Source organism: Arthrobacter sp. GW822-FHT05G07, assembly GCF_058799755.1.
Genome location: NZ_JBXALT010000001.1, coordinates 578,539 through 595,457, shown reverse-complemented (window position 1 = coordinate 595,457; position 16,919 = coordinate 578,539). Strand labels below are relative to the sequence as shown.

General features: G+C 60.8%; 21 protein-coding genes. 12 read left to right on the top strand and 9 right to left on the bottom strand.

Going from position 1 to position 16,919, the window contains the following annotated elements; all coding sequences use genetic code 11:
• Positions 1 to 9: 9 nt before the first annotated feature.
• The 5 genes from AC1RJY_RS02660 to AC1RJY_RS02640 all read right to left on the bottom strand — a co-directional run bounded on the left by AC1RJY_RS02660 (position 10) and on the right by AC1RJY_RS02640 (position 2,978).
• Entirely contained in the window at positions 10 to 372 is a 363-nt protein-coding gene (locus AC1RJY_RS02660; RefSeq protein WP_498601206.1) for a hypothetical protein, read from the bottom strand.
• A 114-nt stretch (positions 373 to 486) separates the two neighbouring features.
• Positions 487 to 1,119 (bottom strand): hypothetical protein, encoded by a 633-nt coding sequence (locus tag AC1RJY_RS02655; protein ID WP_498601205.1) that lies wholly within the window; start codon positions 1,117 to 1,119, stop codon positions 487 to 489.
• Positions 1,120 to 2,028 carry a DNA/RNA non-specific endonuclease gene (locus tag AC1RJY_RS02650; RefSeq protein ID WP_159101451.1) on the bottom strand — a complete coding sequence of 303 codons (909 nt, stop codon included), beginning with the start codon at positions 2,026 to 2,028 and terminating at the stop codon, positions 1,120 to 1,122. It lies immediately after the preceding gene.
• A 160-nt stretch (positions 2,029 to 2,188) separates the two neighbouring features.
• Complete coding sequence (locus tag AC1RJY_RS02645) at positions 2,189 to 2,407, bottom strand: hypothetical protein (protein WP_498601204.1); 219 nt, start codon at positions 2,405 to 2,407, stop codon at positions 2,189 to 2,191.
• Between the two features lie 112 nt (positions 2,408 to 2,519).
• Positions 2,520 to 2,978: a MarR family winged helix-turn-helix transcriptional regulator gene (locus AC1RJY_RS02640; RefSeq protein WP_210064509.1), complete on the bottom strand. Its 459-nt coding sequence runs from the start codon at positions 2,976 to 2,978 to the stop codon at positions 2,520 to 2,522.
• Between the two features lie 139 nt (positions 2,979 to 3,117).
• Between AC1RJY_RS02640 and AC1RJY_RS02635 the strand changes: the two genes are divergently transcribed.
• From AC1RJY_RS02635 to lhgO, 9 genes are all read left to right on the top strand, one after another.
• Positions 3,118 to 4,071, top strand: a complete 954-nt coding sequence (locus AC1RJY_RS02635) for an SDR family NAD(P)-dependent oxidoreductase (protein ID WP_498601203.1) — start codon at positions 3,118 to 3,120, stop codon at positions 4,069 to 4,071.
• A 2-nt stretch (positions 4,072 to 4,073) separates the two neighbouring features.
• On the top strand, positions 4,074 to 4,964 hold the full coding sequence (locus AC1RJY_RS02630) for a 4-hydroxyphenyl-beta-ketoacyl-CoA hydrolase (protein WP_014920883.1): 891 nt from the start codon (positions 4,074 to 4,076) through the stop codon (positions 4,962 to 4,964).
• Between the two features lies 1 nt (position 4,965).
• Complete coding sequence (locus AC1RJY_RS02625) at positions 4,966 to 6,189, top strand: acyl-CoA dehydrogenase family protein (RefSeq protein ID WP_498601202.1); 1,224 nt, start codon at positions 4,966 to 4,968, stop codon at positions 6,187 to 6,189.
• Positions 6,190 to 6,226: 37 nt separating this feature from the next.
• A complete protein-coding gene (locus AC1RJY_RS02620) occupies positions 6,227 to 6,682 on the top strand; it encodes a MaoC family dehydratase (protein WP_011773701.1) in 456 nt (151 codons plus the stop codon).
• A 58-nt stretch (positions 6,683 to 6,740) separates the two neighbouring features.
• Positions 6,741 to 8,066, top strand: coding sequence for an MFS transporter (locus AC1RJY_RS02615; protein WP_011773702.1), 1,326 nt, complete (start codon positions 6,741 to 6,743; stop codon positions 8,064 to 8,066).
• Positions 8,067 to 8,078: 12 nt separating this feature from the next.
• Positions 8,079 to 9,629, top strand: a complete 1,551-nt coding sequence (gene menE / locus AC1RJY_RS02610) for an o-succinylbenzoate--CoA ligase (RefSeq protein WP_498601200.1) — start codon at positions 8,079 to 8,081, stop codon at positions 9,627 to 9,629.
• On the top strand, positions 9,626 to 9,940 hold the full coding sequence (locus AC1RJY_RS02605; protein ID WP_081589115.1) for a DUF3237 family protein: 315 nt from the start codon (positions 9,626 to 9,628) through the stop codon (positions 9,938 to 9,940). Before menE ends, AC1RJY_RS02605 begins: the two co-directional genes overlap by 4 nt.
• Positions 9,937 to 10,428: a DUF805 domain-containing protein gene (locus tag AC1RJY_RS02600; RefSeq protein WP_011773704.1), complete on the top strand. Its 492-nt coding sequence runs from the start codon at positions 9,937 to 9,939 to the stop codon at positions 10,426 to 10,428. Before AC1RJY_RS02605 ends, AC1RJY_RS02600 begins: the two co-directional genes overlap by 4 nt.
• 128 nt (positions 10,429 to 10,556) lie before the next feature.
• Positions 10,557 to 11,774 (top strand): L-2-hydroxyglutarate dehydrogenase, encoded by a 1,218-nt coding sequence (lhgO, locus tag AC1RJY_RS02595; protein ID WP_011773705.1) that lies wholly within the window; start codon positions 10,557 to 10,559, stop codon positions 11,772 to 11,774.
• Here lhgO and AC1RJY_RS02590 read toward each other — a convergent pair whose 3' ends face one another.
• Positions 11,775 to 12,530 (bottom strand): CPBP family intramembrane glutamic endopeptidase, encoded by a 756-nt coding sequence (locus tag AC1RJY_RS02590; protein ID WP_498601197.1) that lies wholly within the window; start codon positions 12,528 to 12,530, stop codon positions 11,775 to 11,777. It lies immediately after the preceding gene.
• 96 nt (positions 12,531 to 12,626) lie between these two features.
• On the opposite strand from AC1RJY_RS02590, the gene AC1RJY_RS02585 reads away from it, so the two are divergent.
• The 3 genes from AC1RJY_RS02585 (at position 12,627) to AC1RJY_RS02575 (ending at position 14,032) form a co-directional block, all read left to right on the top strand.
• Positions 12,627 to 12,842 carry a hypothetical protein gene (locus tag AC1RJY_RS02585; RefSeq protein ID WP_011773707.1) on the top strand — a complete coding sequence of 72 codons (216 nt, stop codon included), beginning with the start codon at positions 12,627 to 12,629 and terminating at the stop codon, positions 12,840 to 12,842.
• 125 nt (positions 12,843 to 12,967) lie between these two features.
• Positions 12,968 to 13,270 (top strand): DUF4193 domain-containing protein, encoded by a 303-nt coding sequence (locus AC1RJY_RS02580; protein WP_017199882.1) that lies wholly within the window; start codon positions 12,968 to 12,970, stop codon positions 13,268 to 13,270.
• A 216-nt stretch (positions 13,271 to 13,486) separates the two neighbouring features.
• Positions 13,487 to 14,032 (top strand): AMIN-like domain-containing (lipo)protein, encoded by a 546-nt coding sequence (locus AC1RJY_RS02575; protein ID WP_011773709.1) that lies wholly within the window; start codon positions 13,487 to 13,489, stop codon positions 14,030 to 14,032.
• A gap of 111 nt (positions 14,033 to 14,143) precedes the next feature.
• Here AC1RJY_RS02575 and AC1RJY_RS02570 read toward each other — a convergent pair whose 3' ends face one another.
• The 3 genes from AC1RJY_RS02570 to AC1RJY_RS02560 are packed head-to-tail and all read right to left on the bottom strand — an operon-like array spanning position 14,144 to position 16,851.
• A complete protein-coding gene (locus AC1RJY_RS02570; protein WP_011773710.1) occupies positions 14,144 to 15,682 on the bottom strand; it encodes an APC family permease in 1,539 nt (512 codons plus the stop codon).
• A 12-nt stretch (positions 15,683 to 15,694) separates the two neighbouring features.
• Positions 15,695 to 16,720 (bottom strand): agmatine deiminase family protein, encoded by a 1,026-nt coding sequence (locus tag AC1RJY_RS02565; protein ID WP_498601195.1) that lies wholly within the window; start codon positions 16,718 to 16,720, stop codon positions 15,695 to 15,697.
• Entirely contained in the window at positions 16,717 to 16,851 is a 135-nt protein-coding gene (locus tag AC1RJY_RS02560) for a hypothetical protein (RefSeq protein WP_498601194.1), read from the bottom strand. The genes AC1RJY_RS02565 and AC1RJY_RS02560 overlap by 4 nt, the downstream gene beginning before the upstream one ends.
• Positions 16,852 to 16,919: the final 68 nt, after the last annotated feature.

The following is a 16,919-nucleotide window of genomic DNA, read 5'->3' as shown; positions in this document are numbered from 1 at the left end:
AGCTGTGCCTTATATCTGTTTCACTTTCAGTGAGTAAGTGATGGCCCCTCTACTGTCCATATCGTGTACTTGAGCGAGCATGCCGTTGGCGGTCTTTCGTACGGTTACATCGCTCGATGCCGGCAGTGGGCGTTTGATGCTGTCTGCCCAGTACGAAATAATTCCAATTTCCGGTTCGCCGAATGGTTGTTCAATAGCATCAATAATTTCTTCCGTTAACGCGGCAAACCATGTAGCATTCCAGAGTTCTCCGATTTCCTCGACGAGGTAGGACAAGCCGGAACTCGAAGGCATGAAGTCGTCATCCCGAGGGAGAAAAGCAATTTCCAACGAGTTCCCTAGGCGAGTATCGGCACCAACTGTGCCAGTCACGGATACCTGCTTGGCGTCGTCCTTCTGAAGAAACGGCTTCAAGCCTGGTCAGGAGGGTGGCGAGGCTTCCGACTGGCGGGAGTTGGCCGAACACCATTGACTGCTATCGGTAGGCTATGCTCCGAACAGTTTCTTGCTGATTCTGGCAAAGACGCCCGGTTCGTCCGAAGAAACGATGACTGCAGGATCCCTGGAAAAATCCGTACCGGAGTCGCTAACTGGTAGGCGCTTGTTGTTCCAGTCAACGGTACCCTGCTCCCGGTTATAGAGCGGTGGAGACATGTGGGCGGTCTCTAGAATAGACAGCATCCAAGGGGGGATGTTTTCTAACGTCCGCGGAAATGCCAATAACTCGGAGGAGATGACTTCCGCCGTACCTTTGCGTCCTGAAGTTGCCGTTGGCGGTTGAACTTCTTCATCAAAGACTCGAATGGAGCCGGAAGCTTGGGGGAATAGATGTACTTGAGCAGTCACCCAGCTTCCGATTCCTGGCTGGTAAGCATCCTTCTTTAGCTCTTTCAACCACATCAGGGCAGATCGGCTAATGCGCTGGTTCGTAGTAAACGTCCATTGTCCAGCAATACGTACATCAACATAACGGTGTGAATAACCAGCAAAGATATACTGGGTAATTAGCACTTCGTCAACATCAGTAAAGTCACCGCCTGAACCCATGCAAACTTTATGAAGATTCAGCAAAGCTTCCTGAACTTTGGTGCTGTTAGTCGAGTTGCTGAAATCAGGCACTTACATATCTCCCTGGACGAGGTTGTCGAATTCTGCAAACTCCGCTCGCCCACCGGCGAATCTGTAATCGACCGTCAGCGAGCTCGGAAGCCCTGGCTTGGGACCCGGGACGGCTTCCACTTCCATATGCAAGTCTATGGTTTGTCCGGCATTGAAGCGTTCTTGGGCCTGGGAGAACAGATCTCTCTCGAGTTGGTAGAACGCCAAGGCGTTGGCATCACTGTTCGGATTGCCGTGGCCTCTGTTCTGGAACATGTGCTGAGCGAGTAGATTGGCGCTCTCACCCGGACCACCAAAAAGCGACGCGATCAAGTGTCCGCCATCATAGGCGGAACCGCCAACCCTCCTGCCCGCTAACAGCTGCTGCCAGGCATTACGATTCATGTCACCCTTGAGGGTTCCAGTGATATGTGCCCCAATGAATTTTGGCTTTGCGAAATCGTCCGTGATAAGCGTGAACGTGTTCTGTAGTCCGCCGTCGACTTGGGCGATGACGTTGTAGGTGACGTTGGGCATGGGTTTGTTCAGTTCGGGGGACCACGCGCCCTTGACGCCTGCGTATGTGTCTACGCGCGTGACTGTGCCGGTGTCGTCGGTGTAGTACTTCTCTACCGTGTTTTCCGTGAGCGCACCTGTGCTGTCCCTCATCACGCTGCGGTGTTCGATGATGTATTCGGTGTTTGGTTTGAGAGTGGTGCGTGCGGCGAAGTTCTCTTTGCGGTGGATCGGGAACGCGCTGTCGCCGTGCCGATAGACGACGGTGTTGGTGACGTTGTCCGGTTTCGCGAAGCACGTTACTTCCAGGGTGCCGGGAGAGGGCTCGGTGACTGGCGTCTGCAGGCGGAAGCGGGCGTAGCTTTCGACGGCGCGACGGTGGTCCTCGATCATGCCGCCCGCAACAGCCTCCATGAGCCGCATCTGGAAAGTAAGGGCCGATGGCGCCCCAACTCGAGACTGCCGTGGTGGTAGGCGACTACGGCCATGGAGCCCCCGCCGATATAGGCCTGGCGTCAGACAAGTTCACAAGTCACCTGAGGGCGGCTGTGGACAAGTCAGAGTTCCCTCGAAATCAGTGCCTGCCGATGGTCCTCGCCATCAAAGCTTGGAGGTCTTCGGCCACCTTGGCTACCTCGCGCTGCCTGGCGGACCGGCTTGGCTTTGAACCATGAGTGGCTTGGCGGGGCGGCCGGTTGGTGGTGTGGGCTTGGCGGTGGATCTGGGGATCACGCACGGGGGCGTCGGCAGTGACGGCACCCTGCAGGGGATCGTGGAAAAGTGGGAAGTTCATAGTTTCCGATCCTGACAGAAGCGCCCGCATGCCGATATGGACAGGTGCATACGCTAGTCGGGCGCTGCTGTGCAGATGTCCATCGCTGGCTAGGACCGGGCTGGCGCCGAGCCTAGCCCCACAACGCCTTCTTGAGCAGCGTCCTCAATTGCACGTTCTCTTCCTCACTCAGCGCCGCGAGCTGGGTCTGCTCGCATACTTCCAGCGCCGCCCGCGCCTTGTTGTGGATCCGCCGGCCCTCAGTTGTGGAGACGATGATCTTGGCCCGACGGTCCTGCTTGCCTTGGGCTCGTTTGACGAGCCCGCGGTGCTCGAGGTCGTCCACAAGGCTGACCACTTGGCTGGGGTCCAGGCTGAGGAAATCGGCGAGCTCACGTTGCGTGGGTTCCAAGCCGCTGCACGCGAGGGTCAGCACGGAAAATGACCGTTCCCGGAGTCCATAATCAGCCAAGGCCTTGTTGTTGAGGAGTGAACCTGTGGCGTGAAGTTTGGCCAGTAACAGGCCCACATCGCTGCCGATTTTTGCTGCCGCCAGGCGCGGGGTTTCCACTTCGGTGCTTTGCGGGCCCATGACAACTCCAATAGTAATGAAAAACAATCGTTGACTTTTTCAATGATCCGTATTCTCATTGATCATGACAAGGATCTCACGATGCAGTGGGATCGGCCTCACCGGCTCCAGCCGGTTACTGCATGCGAAGGAGCACGCCATGAGCTTGAACGGCAAGGTTGCAATCGTCACCGGGAGTGGACAGGGTCTTGGACTCGCTTACGCGAAGGAACTCGCCCGGTGGGGTGCCGCCGTCGTGATCAACGACGTGAACGCTGAGACCGCTGCGGAAGCCGTTGCGCAGATTGAGGCCGACGGCGGCCGGGCCACCGCCGTGGTGGTTCCAGTGGGCACCACGGACGCCGCCAAAGCGCTGGTTGCGGGCGCTGTTGAAGCCTTCGGCCGGCTGGACATCCTGGTCACCAACGCCGGGATCCTGCGGGACAAGAGCCTGTTGAAGATGACGGACGAGGATTTTGACCTGGTGATCAACGTGCACCTCAAGGGTACGTTCACCTGTGTGCGTGAGGCGTTCGCGTACTTCAAGGAAAACAACATCGCGGGTCGGATCATCACCATCGGGTCACCGACGGGCCAGCGCGGAAACTTCGGGCAGAGCAACTACGCAGCGGCGAAGGCCGGCATCGTGGGCATGGTCCGAACCTGGGCGCTGGAGATGAAGAAGGCCGGCGTGACGGTCAATTCGGTGATTCCGGTGGCGGCGACAGCGATGACCAAGACGGTCCCGTACTTCCAGAAGGCCGTAGAAGCCGAGGAACGCGGCGAGGCCATGCCGTCCTTCTTCCGCCACGACCTCGGCTTCGGAACGGCCGACGACGTCGCCGGGCTAATCGCGTTCCTTGCCTCTGACGCGGCTGCGGGAGTGACCGGCCAAGCGATCGGTGCCGGCGGTGACCGGCTTCAGGTCTGGACGCACCCGACGGCGGCCACCACTGAATACCGCGACGGCGGCTGGAGCTATGAAGCACTGCAAGAGAATGCCGGCTCCCTGTTTGGCGCGGAGGCGCTGCAGAGCTTCGGCGAGGAATTCCTGCCGCTTCCCGAGGAACTCCGGCCCGAGCCAGCCAAATCTGAAGCGGTACAGGCGCGCTGATCATGGCCGACCATTATGAACTGGGCATCGACGCATCGGCGTTGGATGCGATCGACATGCACGTCCACCTCGAAGTGGACAGCTGCGGGCACGGCTCGCTCCCGGACGCGCTGACGGAAGCCTCGGCGAAGTACTTCAAGTCCGAGGACCGCACCCCGTCCCTGGACAGGATCGCCGAGGTGTACCGGGAACTGAACATGGCCGCCGTCGTCTTTACTGTCGATGCCCGCACGCAGCTCAAGCATGAGCCCAACAGCATCCCTGAGCTGATTGCCGGAGCTGCGCGAAACAATGATGTACTCATTCCGTTCGGCAGTGTTGATCCCCGCACGGGGGAGGACGCGATTGCCGGGGCCAAGCACCAGGCCGTGGAGCTCGGCGCCCGGGGTTTCAAGTTCCACCCCTCGCTGCAGGGCTTCGACCCGTCCAACGAGCAGTTCTACCCGCTCTGGGAAACGCTCCAGGAACTCGGGCTGCCGTGTATTTTCCACACGGGCCAGAACGGTATGGGTGCCGGGCTTCCCGGCGGGTACGGCATCAAGCTGGCGTACTCGAACCCGCTCCTGCTCGACGCCGTGGCGGCTGATTTCCCGGGGCTGCAGATCATCATGGCCCACCCGTCAGTGCCGTGGCAGGACGAAGCGAACTCCATCGCGACCCACAAATCCAACGTATTCATCGACCTGTCAGGCTGGTCGCCCAAGTACTTCCCGGAATCGCTGGTTCGGCTGTCCAACTCCGTGCTGCAGGACAAGGTGTTGTTCGGCACCGACTTCCCGCTGATTACGCCGCAGAAGTGGTTGGGTGCGTTCGCGGACCTGCCGCTGAAGGACGAGGTTCGGCCGAAGATCCTCAAGGACAACGCCGTCCGGCTGCTGGGACTGGGCGGTTGAGATGAGTACGACTGCGACACCGGGGACGGGCACGGATCAGAGGCTGTATTCCGTGGCGGATTGGTACGACGCTGAGGCGCTGCTCAGCACCGAAGAACGCCAGGTGTTGGGCCGCTTGAGGGCCTTCCTGGAGACCGAAGCGAAACCTCTGTTGGCCGAATACTGGGAGAGGGGCGAATTCCCCGAGCAGCTCGCGAGGCCGCTGATCGACCTTGACGTGATGGAACCGGCCGATCTCACCTTTGAGGCCCCCGCGCGGGGAATCTTCCACGGTTTCCGAATCTTCGAACTTGCCCGCACGGATGCTTCCCTGGCTACTTGGTACACCGCTCAAGCTGGACTGTTCCGCACCGCAATCCGGGTGGGTGCCTCCGAAGATCAGCAAAAGGAGTGGATGCCCAAGGTTATCGACTTCTCCTTCAAGGGCGTCTTCTCGTTGACAGAACCGGAGCACGGTTCGGACATCGCGGGAGGGCTTTCCACCACCGCCCGGTTCGAAGCAAACCTCGACGGCGGAACTTGGGTTTTGGATGGCGCGAAGCGGTGGATCGGGGGAGCCTCAACGGCGGATGTGCTGTGCGCTTTCGCCCGCGACGTCGCCGACGGACAGGTCAAATCATTCCTCGTGGACCGCACCGCCGCCGGAGTAACCTTGGAGAAAATCCACGGGAAGACCTCGCTGCGGATGATGCAGAACGCCCACATCACCCTGGACAATGTGCGGGTCCCCGAGGCCATGCGGCTGCACAACGTGAACTCGTTCAAGGACGTTGCCGCGATGCTCAGGGCCATGCGCTCGGATGTTGCCTGGATCGCCACCGGTATCCAGGCCGGCGCCTTCGAAGCCGGCCTGGCCTACGTCAAGGAACGTCAACAGTTCGGCCGGTCCCTGGGCTCTCATCAGCTGGTCCAGGAAAAGCTGGCACGGATGCTCGGCAACATCACGGCTTCCCTCTCTCTGGTGGTCCGGCTCACCGAACAGCAGGCATGGGGTATCTACCGGGATCAGGATTCTGCCCTGGCCAAGATGCAGACCAGCCTCATGATGCGCGAAACCGTCGCCCTGGCCCGCGAAGTGGTGGGCGGCAACGGCATAACGCTCGCGGCCGACGTCGCGCGTTTCCATGCCGACGCGGAAGCCGTCTATTCCTACGAAGGCACCCACGAAATCAACGCCCTCATCGTCGGGCGCGCCCTGACGGGCGAGAGTGCTTTCATCCACTGAACAACGCACACCAAAACACAACAACCAGGAGGCAAAGATGCCCAATCTCGTCGTCGATTTCGACACCCTGCTCACCATGTCCGGCAAGGACCTCGGCACCACCGACTACCGCGAAATCACCCAGCAGCAGATCAACCTGTTCGCCGACGCCACAGATGACCAGCAGTGGATCCACACGGACCCCGAGCGCGCCAAGGACGGCCCCTTCGGCGCCCCCATCGCACACGGATTCCTCACCCTGTCCCTGATCATCCCGTTCTGGGGCGAACTGTTCGACGTCGAAGGCGTCACCACCAAGGTCAACTACGGCCTGGACAAAGTCCGTTTCACCTCCCCGGTCAAAGTCGGCTCCAAGGTCCGCATGCACGGCACCATTGCCGAGGTCACCGAGGTCAAAGGCGGAGCCCAGATCAAGGTCAACGCCACCATCGAGATCGAAGGCCAGGAACGCCCCGCCGTCGTGGCCGAATTCCTCGCCCGTTTCTACAAGTAAGAAGCGTTTTTACAAGTAAAGATCCCACCCCTTTTCCCTCCTCTCCCAAGGAACAGCCATGTCAGGACACACTGCGCTCGCACAGTCGAGCACGGCCGCTAAGCGCAAAGAGGCGCGCACGGTCATCATGTCCAGCTATCTGGGCAGCACCATCGAGTTCTACGACTTCCTGCTGTACGCAACGGCCGCCGCGGTTGCCTTCCCCAAGGTGTTCTTCGCCGGTACTGACGAGTGGGTCGGCGTGGTCGCCGCGTATGCCACCTTCGCGGCGGGCTATGTTGCCCGGCCTTTGGGCGGCATCATCTTCGGGCACTTCGGTGACCGCATCGGCCGAAAGGGCATGCTGATCGTCTCCATGGCGATGATGGGCATCGCCTCCACGTTGATTGGACTGATTCCTGGCGCCAACATCATCGGACCGTGGGGTGCCGTGATTCTGGTGGTTCTGCGTGTATGCCAAGGCATCGCCGTCGGCGGTGAATGGGGTGGGGCCGCCCTCATGGCTTTGGAGCATTCGGACCCCAAGAGGCGCGGGTTTGCGGCGTCGTTCGTGAACGCCGGTGCCCCAACGGGCGCAGTTCTGGGCACCGTGGTCATGGGCATCTTCTCTGCCCTTCCCCAGGACGCGTTCCTGGCCTGGGGTTGGCGTGTGCCGTTCCTGTTGTCCTTCGTCCTCTTGATCGTAGGGATGTTCGTCCGGCTCCGGGTCTCCGAGAGCCCGATCTTCGCCGAAGCCGTGGCCAAGGAAAGCGCCCAGGGCTACAAACGCAAGATCCCGCTGCTGGAAGTTCTGAAGCGTCCCAAAGCGCTGATCATGATCATGTTTGCCGGTGCTGCCGGCTTCGGCCTCCAAGTAGTACTGCCCACGTTCTCCGTAACCTATGCAGTATCCAAGGGCGCACCACAGCAGGGCGTACTGTATGCCTTCGCAGGTGCCTCGGCCATCTCCATCCTGTTCGTGCTCCTGGGCGGCAGGTTGTCCGATCGCTTCGGCCGACGTCCGGTCATGGTCACGGGCCTGGCCCTGTTCATCCTGTACCTGTTCCCGATGTTCGGGATGCTCAGCTCCGGCAACATCGCCTTGGTCTTCCTGGCCTTCACGGTGGCGCTGATTCTGCATTCGTCCCTCTACGGGCCCCTTGCAGCGTTCGTTTCCGAGCAGTTCGGCACCACTAACCGCTATACCGGCGCGGCCGTCGGCTACCAGCTGGCAACCTTGATCGGCGCTGGTTTCACCCCGGGAATCGTCGCCGGACTCTACAAGGACGCCGGCCAGAGTATCGTCCCCGTGGTGGTGTTCCTGTCCGTCATGTCGCTGGTATCGATTGTCTTCATCCTGCTGACGCGGGAGTCTAAGAACAACGACCTCTCTACGGTCAGTTAGGAGTACCGGACCATGGACAACAACGGAGTTGGATCCTGGCTGCACCGGCGCCGGATCAAGTCCGGGACCAAAGCGGCTGTTATTTCCGGCGGGCACACTGTGACCTACGCGGAACTCTCAGACAGGACCGACCGCCTGGCCGACGCGCTCAAGGGCAGGGGAGTGGCCAAGGGGGACAGGGTGGCTTACCTCGGTGAGAATCACCCGTCTTTCGTGGAGACGTTCTTCGCCTGTGGGCTTCTGGGCGCGATCTTCGTCCCGCTGAATACCCGCCTGGCGGCCCCGGAACTGCAGTTTCAACTACAGGATTCGGGGGCACGGCTCTTGATCGGCGCAGCAACTTTGGAGGTCATAGCCGCCGCCGCAGTGGCGGATACGGAAGTATCCCACCGGCTTGTAGTGGCGCCCGACGACGGCACTGACGGTTCCGTTGTTAAGCTGCCATCCGGCGTCGAGCACTATGGTGAAGTGCTTGACGCGGCACCGGCGACGCCGCTGGACGAGTCCGTGACCTTGGACGATGCCGCCATGATCCTTTACACGTCCGGCACTACCGGCAAGCCCAAAGGGGCGCTGCTGACGCACGGCAACATCACATGGAACTGCATCAACACGGTGGTGGACATGGACCTGAGCCGCAACGACGTAGCCCTCATGATCTCACCGCTGTTCCATGTGGCGTCCCTGGACATGGGCTTGCTGCCCATGCTGCTCAAAGGCGCCACGGTGGTGCTTGAATCCAAGTTCGACGCCGGTCGTGCACTGCAGCTGGTGGCACAGCACAAGGTCACCACGCTCAACGGCGTCCCCACCACTTTTCAAATGCTCTGTGACCACCCCGGATGGTCGACGGCGGACCTCACGTCCCTGGAAAAGCTCACCTGCGGAGGTTCCGCGGTTCCGGGCCGGGTTTTGGAGGCGTATGAGCAGCGCGGCATTGGATTCACCAGCTGCTACGGCATGACCGAAACCGCTCCCGGCACCACGATGCTGCCGGTATCGAGGTCCAAAGAGAAGGCCGGGTCTGCGGGATTGCCACACTTCTTCACTGACGTGCGGATCGCGGAACCCCTGGGCGGCATTGCTGCTCCTGGTGAGGTGGGCGAGATCCAGATCTCCGGGCCCAACGTGATCAAGGAATACTGGAACCGGCCGGAAGCCACCGCGGAAAGCTACTCTGATTCGTCGTGGTTCCGCTCCGGCGACATGGGCTACCAAGACGGCGACGGTTTCCTGTTCGTCTCGGACCGCATCAAGGACATGATCATTTCCGGCGGCGAAAACGTCTACCCGGCCGAAGTGGAAGCTGCCATTGCGGAGTTGCCGGCGGTGGGGAGCGTGGCCGTGATCGGAGTCGATGACCAGAAGTGGGGTGAGGTGCCCCGGGCGATCGTCACGTTGCGGGAGAACGCTTCTCTCACCGAAGAACAACTGCGCTCGCATCTTGAGGGCCGGTTGGCGCGGTACAAGATTCCCAAGTCCGTAGTGTTCGTGGAGGAAATGCCTCGGACGGCCAGCGGCAAAATCCGGAAGATGGATCTCCGAAAGCAATACGCACAGTGACCGCATTTCCGGAGTCGCCTGCGTTGACGTTCCTCGCGACGTTGAGCGTTGACGTGGGCTCGCCGGTTGACGTGGGGCCAACGCCCGAGGGGCACCGCCGGATCATTCCAATTGTTGGTGGGACTGTCGCCGGCCCCGGACTCAACGGGCGGGGGCTTTCCTGCGACATATTCCGTTATCAGGCTAAATCCGGGTTAATTTCGTCCATCGAACTGCGTAATTCGCTGCTGGGGCATTACGATAGGCACGACTCATCACTGAGTACGACTCATCGCAATGATTCACACCTAGCCCGGGGGAAATACCAATGACCAGCTACCCGCAACAACCTCAGCAAACCGAGCAGTACGGCGTCCAGGCCGGCGAGCCCCCGCTGTGGGCTCCCTACTACGGCGCTCCCATCGGCGCAGCTATAAGGCGTTTCTTCAAGAAGTACACCGCATTCAGTGGCCGCGCGAGCCGCAGTGAGTACTGGTGGGTCGCCCTCGCATTGGGCGTCATCGGGATCGTCCTACAGATCCTCACCGGCATTCTCGGTGCAGCTGGATCCACGACTACCAGCAGCGGAACGGTTCCCGGTCCGGGGGCCGTCGTCGGCCTCATCCTGATTTTCGTTTTCTACCTGGCGGTCCTTATCCCCTCCATCGCACTGCTGGTTCGTCGTCTTCACGATGGCAACTTCAGTGGCTGGCTGGCCCTCCTCGGACTTATCCCGTTCGTGGGTGGACTTGCCATCCTGGTCTTCGCGCTCCTGCCGTCCAACCCGGCCGGCCAGCGTTTTGACCAGCCGACTGCATAGTTTTTCCGCATCAAGTAAAGGGGCGGCACGCAATGTGCCGCCCCTTTTGCGTGCCGTTGTGCTGTTTCGCCTTGGTTGCCGTGAAATGCTGTGACTGACACGGGCCGACCCCAAAGACGAGGAGTGCCATGCCCCACCCTCCACACACGAGAACCATCAAGCGGTGCGCCGTGGTCGGCGGCGGGATCATCGGCATTGCGGTGGCCAGGGAACTCACCAACAGACTCCACGACGTCCAAGTCACCGTGTACGAAAAGGAAGACCGGCTCGCAGCCCACCAGACCGGGCATAACTCAGGTGTGGTCCACGCAGGCCTTTACTACGAACCCGGCGGCCTGAAGGCAAAGCTGTGCCGCAGGGGTGTGGAGTTGCTGCAGGAGTTCTGCACCGCGAAGAACCTTCCCTATGAAGCGTGCGGCAAGTTGGTCATCGCCCAGACACCCGAGGAATCCCAGCGCTTGGACAATATCTTCGCCCGCGCCACAGCTAACGGCGTCCCGGGCGTAAGGATGCTTCGGGGCGAGCAGATACGCGAGGTGGAGCCGAACGCCGTCGGGCTTTCTGCTTTGCATTCGCCGGAAACGGCGATCGTTGACTACACGGCCATCACCAACGCGCTTGCCGACGACGTTCGCGGCTCGGGCGGGGCCATCCGCCTTGGGCAGGAGGTCACGTCTCTCGCGCAGCAGGGCAGTGGAGTAGTGGTCACCACCAAGGACGGAGGCGAACACTATGACCTGGTTGTGGTTTGCGCGGGGCTCCAATCTGACCGGGTGGCCGAGGCGACCGGCGAGCCGGCAACGCCACGGATCGTGCCGTTCTTCGGGCAGTACTTCCTGTTGGGCAAGGAAGCCCGGGACCACGTGCGTGGCCTCATTTACCCCGTCCCGGACCCTAAACACCCGTTCCTTGGCGTCCATCTCACCAAACGTATTGACGGCGAGATGATGCTCGGCCCGAATGCGTTTATCTCATTCGGCCGTGAGTCTTACGCATGGAACCAAGTGAATGTTCGCGACATCCTGAACTACACGCTCTTTCCGGGCTTCTGGAATTTTGCCCGTCAGAATGTGCCGTCAGCTGTTCGCGAATTTCAAACCGTCGTGAGCAAGAAGAGGTTCATCCGCGAGGCTGTTCGTTTTGTGCCGTCGTTGGAGGGCGCCACGGTACTTCCCGGGACCCGTGGCGTGCGCGCCCAGGCCATGAACGGTGACGGTTCACTGGTGGACGACTTTGTGATCGCACGACGCCGGGACGCGGTCCTGGTGCGCAACGCCCCCTCTCCGGGGGCTACTTCGTCTATGGCCATCGCGGAGTACATCGTGGAACGGGCTTTGCGGGAGTAGCTAATTTCGCGCAGCCGACAAGATGATAAGCAGCACCAGAGCGTTGTTGACGGAGTGTAAGAGTACGGGCGCCCAGAGGTTCTGATGGAATCTTTTCAGCAGCGCCAACGCGACGCCCAGCACGAAGAGATAGGCAAAGCTCAACGGGACAAGGTGGACAGCTGCAAAGATTGCCGCTGAGATCGCCACGGCGGCAAACGGTCCGCAACGTCGCGACAATCCGCTGAGAAAGGCTCCTCTAAAGAGGACTTCTTCCCAGAGGGGAGTCAACACAGCAACTATCAGGACGGTCAGAGCAATCAGCGGCGCCGGGAGTGTGGCAACCCGGCCCAACGCGCCGTTTGAGGAGTTTTCCGCAGCACCATCTACTCCCAAGAGGCCGAGACCTGCCAAGAAGAGACCTTGGGCGCAGGCGGAAGCCACTATCGCAGCCGGGATCTGCCAGAGTAAGTGCAGCGTGCGCGCGTCCGCCTGTCGGAACCCGAGCATGACGGGAGTGAGCTGGTTTCTGCGAATCAAATGTACGTATGTTGCCAGCATTGCGGCTGCAGTTGCCCCTCCGAGGATAACTGGAACAGCCACTTCGGCGGTGACATGAACCAGGCCGGACAACCCCGCTGCAACTGCTGCCAAGGCCACTGCGGCAACGTAGACAACAACCCACATCAGGGCCCATAAAGCCTGTTTCAGTGACACCGCCGGGGGCGGTTGGGACGTTGCTCCCGCATGGTTAATAGCGTCAGTTGCCAACAGCATCCCCCGAGTGTTCATCATGTGAGCCTAGCGGAGTAGTTAACAAGCTCGTGACGCGGCGGAAACGGCCCCCAAACCCGGGGTGGATACGGTTGCGGCATGATCGCTTCACTGGCCACGCTGGCAACCCGTATCGGCTCCACTCTGGGAGCATGGATTGAGGCAGCCTACGTCCTGGACTGCAGTGTCCCTGAGGAGGACGCAGGGCACGGAACCGTGAGCGAAGTGCTGTGGCTTCCTGCCCTCAGCGGCGTCACGGTCGCCAGTGCGCGGGCCATGCAATCGCATGCTGTGAAGGTGCGTAAAGAGCCTTAGAGCCCGCCCGGATTGCTGCCAAATGTTGCGTTGGGCACACTATTCGTTTATCGCGTGTGATATGCCCTAAACTGCTTCACTGAGGTGCCGGAATGGGCACTATGCAGCAACGAAAGCGAACCTCAATGGCTACTGATTACGATGCCCCGCGCAAGACAGAAGAAGAGTCTCCCGCCGAATCGCTTGAGGCCCTTCAGGCATCCCGTGGGAACACTGCGCAGACTGCGGTCATCGACGTCGAGGAAAACGATACGGCCGAAGGAATCGACCTTCCCGGCGCGGATCTTTCCGGTGAAGAACTGACCGTCATTGTGGTCCCTGAGCAGTCCGACGAATTCACGTGTGGCTCCTGCTTCCTGGTCCGCCACAGGTCCCAGATTGCGCTGGAAAAGAACGGTCTTAAGTACTGCAAGGACTGCGAAGGCTAAATAACGCCCCGGTCACGTTATCTTCGATCACGAACATGTGCGCGAAGACCTTAAAAACGACCGGAAAATGCGGTTGGAAGGGGTCTCCGATGACCCTCCCGTGACCACCCGGCGGCCCTTTTAACGGTTATGTGCCGAAGCGGCCACAACCCACCCAAAGCCCCTGCTGCGCTCCTACTGTTGAAGTATCAACTTCGCCTGAAGGGGGCACAAAAAATGAGGAAATTTGGAGCGGGTTTGGCAGCTGTCCTTGCGGCTGCCGGGCTCGGTCTGGTGGCACCGGGGCCAGCCTCGGCAGCAACGTATTGCGGCATCTCGTGGGGTTCGATGGCCAAAGCCGACCTCGACTGGAGCGCCGCCAATGTCACCAACGTTCGCACGGGCCAACAGCCCTGCTACGACCGTCTGGTGATTGATATGACCGGCAAGGTGGCCGGCTACGTGGTTCAGTATGTTCCGGTGGTGACCCAGGATGCCACCGGCTACCCCATCCCTGTGCTGGGGGATGCTGATCTGCAAGTGATGGTCACGGCGCCGTCGTACAACCAGTACAGCCAGCCGACCTACGAGCCGGCGGCCAAGGCGGAACTGTCCAACGTCTCCGGGTACCAGACGTTCCGGCAAGTCGTTTACGCGGGCAGCTTTGAGGGCACCACGAGCATCGGCCTGGGAGTCCGGGCGCGGCTTCCGTTCCGGGTCTTCACCTTGGACGGACCCGGCGGCGGTTCCCGCCTTGTGGTGGATGTAGCCCACCGCTGGTAGGGGCTTCCCGGAAACGCGGGATTGCGGCCAGAACATACGAAAGCTGCCAGTTCGCCGGAAGAAATCGGGCGAACTGGCAGCTTTCCAGCGTTTTCGAGGCTCTATGGCGAGTTACTCAGGTACCACCAAGGCCGGCGTATCCTTCCGGATGGTCTCGCCGCGGAAGAACCCGGGCCGGACGCGGGACATGATCAGCATGACCACAGCGCCCAAGGCCAGGATCCCGATGCCCAGAACGAACACGAGGCCCACTCCGAAGATCTCCGAGCCACTGCCAAACTCCGGAGCCCAGCTGTCCACGGCGGTCTGCAGGAACACCACGAACAGGCCTACACCACCGAACAGCGGGCATACGAGCCGCAGGAAGAAGTTCCTGGCGCTGGAGAACACGCTGTTACGGAAGTACCAGACGCAGGCGATGGCCGTGAGTCCGTAGTAGAAGCAGATCATCAGGCCCAGGGCCAGGATTGTGTCGTTCAGGACGTTCTCGCTGATCACGTGCATCACCGCGTAGAAGCCCGCGGACAGCACACCTGCCGCAATGGTGGCGAAGCCCGGCGTCGAGAATTTCTTGCTCATGTGGCTGAAGCGCTCAGGCAGGGCGCCGTAGTGCGCCATGGCAAGCAGGCTGCGCGACGGCGAGGTGAACGTGGACTGCAAGGATGCCGCAGAGCTGGACAGCACTGCCAGGGACATGAGGATGGCGAACGGTCCCATCACGGGTGATGCAAGGGCCGTGAACACGTTGGCGTGGTTGTCGGCGTTGTTCAGGCCGATTCCGGTGTCTCCCACGCCGGCGAACATCATGGTGGCGATGGTGACCAGCAGGTAGATGCCCAACACGATGACCGCTGTCAGCGTGCCTGCGAGGCCTGCGGTCTTCTTGCCGTTGGCGGTCTCCTCGTTGACTGTGAGGCAGACGTCCCAGCCCCAGTAGACGAAGATCGACAACGAGATGCCGGCCGCGATCTGCCCGAAGGTTTCGATCTTGGTGACGTCGAACCAATCCCAGCTGAAAGGAACGGCGGTTTCGGACGTGGACCAGTTGGCGAACGCCATACCTACGAACAAACCCAGTACCAACAGCTGGAATCCCACCAGGCCGTACTGGACGATCTTGGTGGTGTGCAGGCCGCGGTAGCTGATCCACACGGCCAGCGCCACGAAGACGAAGCAGGTGGCAACGTTGAGCAGCTTGTTCGAGGCAAGGTCGGCGAGCTCGGGTGAGCCCGTGGCCTGCGCCAGGAACAAGTAGAAGAAGTCCACTGCGACGCCTGCCAGGTTGGACAAGACGATGATGTTGGCCGCGAGCAAGCCCCAGCCACCCATCCAGCCCACCCACGGTCCGAACGCTTTAGTGACCCAGGTGAATGTGGTGCCGCTGTCCGGTGAGTCTGCGTTGAGCTCCCGGTAGGCCAGTGATACCAGAATCATCGGGATGAAACCGATCAGGAAAATGACGGGCAATTGCAGCCCGACTTCGTTGACGGTTGGACCGAGCGCACCGGTGAGTGTGTACGCCGGGGCGATGGTTGAGATGCCAAGAACGACGACGGCGAGGAGCCCCAGCTGCCCCGTCTTCAGTCCCTTGCCGCTGATGTCATGCGACTCTGCAGCTTCATTGCCGCTGCGGCGGATTGTCTGGCTCATGTAAGGCCCTTTCTAGATGGCCGAAGGCTGCTGCTGCGTGATGCAGTGGATACCGCCGCCCCGTGCGAAAAGTTCGCGTGCGTCAACACCGATCACGCGGCGTCCGGGGTAGGCGTCGGCGAGAATGCGGAGTGCTTTCTCGTCCATGGGGTCGTTGAAAGTGCAGGCGATAACCCCGCCGTTGACCACAAGGTGGTTGATGTAGCTGTAGTCCACAAACCCCTCATCGTCGGTAAGAGTTTCCGGGGCGGGAACTTCGATGATGTTCCAGTCCCGGCCAGCTGCGTCATGGGTGGTGCGCAGGAAGTCGATGACCTCGCGGGAGACCGTGTAGTCGGGGTGCTCGGGGTTTTGCTGGGAGTGGACCAGCAGAGTGCCCGGGCTGGGAATCGCGGCCACGATGTCCACGTGTCCGCGGGTGCCGAACTTTTCGGAGTCGCGAGTGAGGCCGCGAGGAAGCCACACCACGTGGGTGGCGCCGATGGTGCGGGCAAGTTCCTGCTCGATGTCAGCCTTGGTCAGGCCTGGATTGCGACCCTGATCGAGCTGCACGGTCTCGGTGACCAGGACGGTACCTTCGCCATCAACGTGTATGCCTCCGCCCTCGTTGACGATTCCCGAGGGGAGGTGCCGGGCGTTGGCGCGGCCGCTGACGTACTCGGCAATGAGCGAGTCCTTGTCCCATGCAGCCCAGTCCTGACCGCCACAGCCGTTGAAGATCCAGTCCACGGCGCCCAGTTGCTTATTGGAATCCAGAACGAACGATGGTCCGATGTCCCGCATCCAGGCATCGTTGAGGTCAGCTGTAATGACCTCAACGCGCGGATCCAGATAGCGCGCGGCGGTCTCGACGTCGTCGGGCGCTACCACCATGGTGACCGGCTCAAAATCAAGGATGGCGTTAGCGACGGCGGCCCATGTGGAACGTGCTGCGTGCGCCTCCTCTTCGGTGTCACCCAAGGTGTAGCCGCCGGTGGGGAATGCCATCCACACGCGGTCCTGCGGGGCCGTCTCGGACGGCATGCGCCAGGCGCTCACGCGGTGACTGCCTGGAGTGACTGGGCGTCGAGGTCCGGGTGGTTGGGTTCCGGGCTCGGTGCGAGCCAACTGGTTTCAATCATGGGGCTTGTACTCCGTGAGACGACGATCACTAAATGAATTGCGTTCATTTAGTATGGCGGGAGTCACCTCCTGATGCAAGGGGTGAAACAGGTGCCCCGTATTTGTGACCGTTATG

Coding starts and splice junctions, on each gene's coding strand:
- AC1RJY_RS02570 (WP_011773710.1), bottom strand. CDS start 15,682: ATGAGCCAGACAATCCGCCGCAGCGGCAATGAAGCTGCAGAGTCGCAT.
- AC1RJY_RS02600 (WP_011773704.1), top strand. CDS start 9,937: ATGACCAGCTACCCGCAACAACCTCAGCAAACCGAGCAGTACGGCGTC.
- AC1RJY_RS02645 (WP_498601204.1), bottom strand. CDS start 2,407: ATGAACTTCCCACTTTTCCACGATCCCCTGCAGGGTGCCGTCACTGCC.
- menE (WP_498601200.1), top strand. CDS start 8,079: ATGGACAACAACGGAGTTGGATCCTGGCTGCACCGGCGCCGGATCAAG.
- AC1RJY_RS02640 (WP_210064509.1), bottom strand. CDS start 2,978: ATGGGCCCGCAAAGCACCGAAGTGGAAACCCCGCGCCTGGCGGCAGCA.
- AC1RJY_RS02625 (WP_498601202.1), top strand. CDS start 4,966: ATGAGTACGACTGCGACACCGGGGACGGGCACGGATCAGAGGCTGTAT.
- AC1RJY_RS02630 (WP_014920883.1), top strand. CDS start 4,074: ATGGCCGACCATTATGAACTGGGCATCGACGCATCGGCGTTGGATGCG.
- AC1RJY_RS02560 (WP_498601194.1), bottom strand. CDS start 16,851: ATGAACGCAATTCATTTAGTGATCGTCGTCTCACGGAGTACAAGCCCC.
- AC1RJY_RS02575 (WP_011773709.1), top strand. CDS start 13,487: ATGAGGAAATTTGGAGCGGGTTTGGCAGCTGTCCTTGCGGCTGCCGGG.
- AC1RJY_RS02650 (WP_159101451.1), bottom strand. CDS start 2,028: ATGGAGGCTGTTGCGGGCGGCATGATCGAGGACCACCGTCGCGCCGTC.
- AC1RJY_RS02585 (WP_011773707.1), top strand. CDS start 12,627: ATGATCGCTTCACTGGCCACGCTGGCAACCCGTATCGGCTCCACTCTG.
- AC1RJY_RS02590 (WP_498601197.1), bottom strand. CDS start 12,530: ATGCTGTTGGCAACTGACGCTATTAACCATGCGGGAGCAACGTCCCAA.
- AC1RJY_RS02620 (WP_011773701.1), top strand. CDS start 6,227: ATGCCCAATCTCGTCGTCGATTTCGACACCCTGCTCACCATGTCCGGC.
- AC1RJY_RS02580 (WP_017199882.1), top strand. CDS start 12,968: ATGGCTACTGATTACGATGCCCCGCGCAAGACAGAAGAAGAGTCTCCC.
- lhgO (WP_011773705.1), top strand. CDS start 10,557: ATGCCCCACCCTCCACACACGAGAACCATCAAGCGGTGCGCCGTGGTC.
- AC1RJY_RS02635 (WP_498601203.1), top strand. CDS start 3,118: ATGAGCTTGAACGGCAAGGTTGCAATCGTCACCGGGAGTGGACAGGGT.
- AC1RJY_RS02615 (WP_011773702.1), top strand. CDS start 6,741: ATGTCAGGACACACTGCGCTCGCACAGTCGAGCACGGCCGCTAAGCGC.